This is a genomic window from Arhodomonas sp. KWT (assembly GCF_010993615.1).
In genome coordinates this window covers 1-4,541 of record NZ_WNXE01000178.1, presented here as the reverse complement: position 1 = coordinate 4,541, position 4,541 = coordinate 1, and the positions used below count along the sequence as shown (strand labels likewise).

At 68.4% G+C, this 4,541-nt stretch carries 4 protein-coding genes; all 4 read left to right on the top strand.

What is annotated here, in order from left to right:
* The coding region (locus G7A99_RS16110; protein ID WP_163142011.1) for a phosphoribosylaminoimidazolesuccinocarboxamide synthase at positions 1-711 on the top strand (711 nt) is incomplete at its 5' end.
* A 304-nt stretch (positions 712-1,015) separates the two neighbouring features.
* Positions 1,016-2,464 carry a YfcC family protein gene (locus G7A99_RS16105; protein WP_163142008.1) on the top strand — a complete coding sequence of 483 codons (1,449 nt, stop codon included), beginning with the start codon at positions 1,016-1,018 and terminating at the stop codon, positions 2,462-2,464.
* A gap of 12 nt (positions 2,465-2,476) precedes the next feature.
* A complete protein-coding gene (locus tag G7A99_RS16100; RefSeq protein WP_163142005.1) occupies positions 2,477-3,706 on the top strand; it encodes an arginine deiminase in 1,230 nt (409 codons plus the stop codon).
* Between the two features lie 17 nt (positions 3,707-3,723).
* On the top strand, positions 3,724-4,541 hold an 818-nt coding region (argF, locus tag G7A99_RS16095; protein WP_163142002.1), incomplete at its 3' end, for an ornithine carbamoyltransferase.

Here is a 4,541-nt window from a genome sequence, read left to right as displayed (position 1 = left end):
GCGCTGTCGCGGTTCTGGTTCGAGCGGCTGCGCCACATCGTCCCCAACCACCTCGCCGACAGACCCCTCACCGACGTCCTGCCGGACCCGGCGGAACGCGCCCAGGTCGAGGGCCGGGCACTGGTGGTGCGGCGCCTGGCGCCGCTGCCGGTGGAGGCCATCGCGCGGGGCTACATCATCGGCTCGGGCTGGAAGGACTACCAGGCGAGCGGCTCGATCTGCGGCATCCCGCTGCCCGCCGGCCTGCGCCAGGCGGACCGCCTGCCGGAGCCCATCTTCACCCCCTCGACCAAGGCCGCGGTGGGCGAGCACGACGAGAACGTCGCCTTCGACGCCGTTGCCGAGCAACTTGGCACGGAGCGTGCGGCGGCGGTGCGAGAGACGACGCTGCGCCTCTACACCGAGGCCGCGGACTACGCCCGGGAGCACGGCATCATCATCGCCGACACGAAGTTCGAGTTCGGGCTCGACGGCGACGGCTCTCTGGTGTGGATCGACGAGGCCCTGACCCCGGACTCCAGCCGCTTCTGGCCGGCGGATGCCTACCAACCCGGCGGCTCGCCGCCGAGCTTCGACAAGCAGTTCGTCCGCGATTACCTCGAGACCCTGGACTGGGACAAGACCGCCCCGGCACCGCACCTGCCGGCGGAGATCATCGAACGCACCGCTGAGAAGTACCGCGAGGCCCAGCGCCGCCTCGGCGCCGGCTGAACCACCTTCGGCACCAGCCCGTCCCGGCGCTACGGCCGGGACGGGCCCCGCGTATTGCGCCGCGGCACAGCGCCGCGACCGCCTCACCGCCCCCCGGACCGTCCCGTGCCCGCCGGTACACGTGCGTATTGCCGCGCGCCGTCCGCACCTCTCGCGGCATGCCGGTAGATTGCTAACGACTTGACCGGCGTCAACTGACACCCCGACGCATTCCGCCTATTGTTGCCATGGGTACACAAACACCCGGCCTCGCCGCAACAAGCCCCGTGGCGCAGCATTGCGCGTCAACACAAGGAGAAGTGCCGTGTCTGCTGACCCCAACGCCCCGTCGCAGAAGGACCCGGAACTCACCTCTCGTTTCCCGACCGCCTATACCGTTCTCTTTCTTCTCATCGTCCTCGTGGCCGCGCTCACCTGGGTCATCCCCACGGGCAAGTACGAACGCACGATGAACGAGGCCGTCGGCCGCGAGGTCGCTGTCCCCGGCACCTACCAGGCCGTGGAGCCGAACCCGCAGGGCTTCGTCGACGTCATGCTCGCCCCCGTCGCCGGCTTCTACGATCCGGACAGCTATGCGGCGAACGCCATCGACGTGGCGCTGTTCGTGCTGTTCCTGGGGGGATTCCTCGGCGTCGTCAACGGAACCGGCGCCATCGATACGGGCATACGCGAGGCCATGCGCAAGCTGCGCGGTCACGAGATATGGATGATCCCCATACTCATGATCCTGTTCGCCATCGGCGGCACGACCTACGGCATGGCCGAGGAGACGCTCGCCTTCTACGGCATCCTGGTCCCCGTCATGCTCGCCGCGGGCTACGACACGGTCACTGCCGTGGCGGTCATCATGATCGGCGCCGGCATCGGTGTGCTCGGCTCGACGATCAACCCGTTCGCCACCGTCATCGCCGCCAACGCGGCCTCGATACCGTTCACCACCGGCATCGTGCTGCGCTTCGTCATCCTCCTGGGCGGGCTGGTGCTGTGCATCGGCTACGTCATGGCCTATGCACGGCGCGTCAAGGCGGACCCGTCACGCTCGGCCGTCGCCAAACAGCACGCCGCGCACAAGGCCTACTTCCTCAGGGGCGACGACGAGCAGAGCCATTCCTCCACGCTCACCACCACCCAGTCGATCGTCCTGGTGCTGTTCGCCCTCACCTTCGCGGTGATGATCTGGGGCGTGTCCTCCCAGGGATGGTGGATGGCGCGGATGGGCGCACTGTTCTTCGGCTCGGCGATCGTCATCGGCATCGTCGCGCGAATGGGCGAGAAGGAGCTCACCGGCCGCTTCGTCGACGGCGCCCGCGATCTGCTGGGCGTCGCCCTGGTGGTGGGCCTCGCCCGCGGCATCGTCGTGATCATGGACAAGGGCCTGATCGCGGACACGATCCTGCACAGCGCCGCCGAGACCCTCGGCGGACTCGGGCAGCTCGCCTTCATCAACCTGATGTTCTGGATCGAGGCGGCGATGAGCTTCTTCGTGCCGTCCTCCTCCGGGCTGGCGGTGCTGTCCATGCCGATCCTGGCCCCACTGTCGGATTTCGCCGGGGTCGGCCGGGAGCTCGTGGTCACCGCCTACCAGTCCGCGAACGGGCTGGTGAACCTGATCAACCCGACCTTCGCCGTGGTGATCGGCGGCCTCGCCATCGGGCGCGTGCCCTACGACCGCTGGATCGCCTTCATCTGGCCACTGCTGCTGATGCTCACGATCTTCATCTCGGTCGTACTGAGCATCGGCACCCTGGTCTAGAGGGACATTGACATGACCGCAACAACACTCGGCGTTCACTCGGAAACCGGCACGCTCCGGCAGGTCGTCGTCTGCCGCCCGGGCCTCGCCCACCGCCGCCTGACGCCTTCGAACTGCGACGAGCTGCTCTTCGACGACGTCTTCTGGGTCAAGCAGGCGCAGAAGGACCACGACGTCTTCTCGGCCACCATGCGCGAGCAGGGGATCGAGGTCCTCGACGTCAACGACCTGCTCGCGGAGACCCTGGACATCCCCGAGGCAAGGGCGTGGGTGCTCGATCATCGCGTCACCGCCGACCACATCGGCGTCGGCGCGCTCTCCGAGCTGCGCGCCTGGTTCGACGAGCTGCCCGGGACACGGCTCGCCGAGCACCTCCTCGGCGGGCTCACCGTCGACGAGGTACCGTTCGAGCTCACCGGGCTGTTCGGCAGCTACCTGGGCCATCACGGGTTCCTCCTGCCGCCCCTGCCCAATGCGCTGTTCACCCGGGACAACAGCGCCTGGATCTACGACGGCGTGACGGTGAATCCGATGTACTGGGCCGCCCGCCGGCCGGAGACGCTGATCAACACCGCGATCTACCGGTATCACCCCACCTTCGCCGGCCGGGTGAACATCCACTGGGGCGACCCGACACGCGAGCACGGGCTGGCGACCCTGGAGGGCGGCGACGTCATGCCCGTGGGCGACGCCACCGTGCTCGTGGGCATGGGCGAGCGCTCCTCGCCGCAGGCGGTGGGCCAGCTCGCGGTATCGCTGTTCGCCGCCGGCGCCGCGGAGCGCGTGCTGGCCTTCAAGATCCCGCGCTCACGGGCGTCGATGCACCTGGACACGATCTTCACGCTGTGCGGCGGCGACGTGGTCACCACCTTCAAGGAGGTCGCCGACGAGCTGGTGTGCTACGACATCCGCCCGGGCGCGGGGGACAAACCGCTCGAGTTCCGCCGCGACCCGCGGCCGATCTTCGAGATCGTCGCCGAGGTGCTCGGCTACAGGCGCCTCCAGATCGTACCGACCGGCGGCGAGAGCGAGGAGGAACGCGCCCGCGAGCAGTGGAACGACGGCAACAACGTCCTCGCGCTGCGCCCGGGCGTGGTGATCGGCTATGACCGCAACGACGACACCAACGCCGCGCTGAAGGCGGCGGGGGTCGAGGTCCTGGCGATCCCCGGCGCCGAGCTCGGCCGCGGCCGCGGCGGCGGTCACTGCATGAGCTGCCCCACCGCCCGCGACCCGGCCTGAACAGCGAGGAGCGAACCATGGCCTTCAACCTGAAGAACCGGCATTTCCTGACCCTGCGCGACTATTCGCAAAAGGAGATCGCCTTCCTCCTCAAGCTGGCCGCCGACCTCAAGACGGCGAAGTACGCCGGCACCGAGGTGGCCAACCTGCAGGGCAAGGACATCGCCCTGATCTTCGAGAAGAATTCCACCCGAACCCGGGTGGGCTTCGAGGTCGCGGCCTACGACCAGGGCGCACGCGTCACCTACCTCGGGCCGACAGGCACGCACCTCGGCAGCAAGGAGTCGGTGAAGGACACCGCGCGGGTACTCGGCCGCGTCTACGACGCGATCGAGTACCGCGGTTTCGGCCAGAAGGTGGTGGAGACACTGGCCGCCCACGCCGGGGTCCCGGTCTATAACGGGCTGACCGACGAGTTCCACCCGACCCAGATCCTCGCCGACTTCCTGACCATGCAGGAGCACGCCGAGAAGCCGCTGCACGACGTGAGCTACGCCTTCCTGGGCGACGCCGGCAACAACATGGGCGACAGCCTGCTCATCGGCGGTGCCAAGATGGGCATGGATGTACGGCTGTGCGCACCGAAGGCATGCTGGCCAGACGACGACATCCAGGCGGAGGCGAAGACCCTCGCCGCCGAGAGCGGCGCGCGGGTCACGGTCACCGAGAGCGTGGACGAGGCGGTCGAGGGCGTGGACTTCATCTACACGGACGTATGGCTGTCCATGGGCGAGCCGAAGGAGAAATGGGCCGAGCGGATCCGGCAGCTCTCGCCCTACCAGGTGACCACCGAGGTCCTGCGCCGCAGCGGCAACCCGCGGGTGCGCTTCATGCA

Excerpts from the sequence above, each read along its gene's own strand:
- G7A99_RS16100 (WP_163142005.1), top strand. The coding sequence starts at position 2,477 with ATGACCGCAACAACACTCGGCGTTCACTCGGAAACCGGCACGCTCCGG.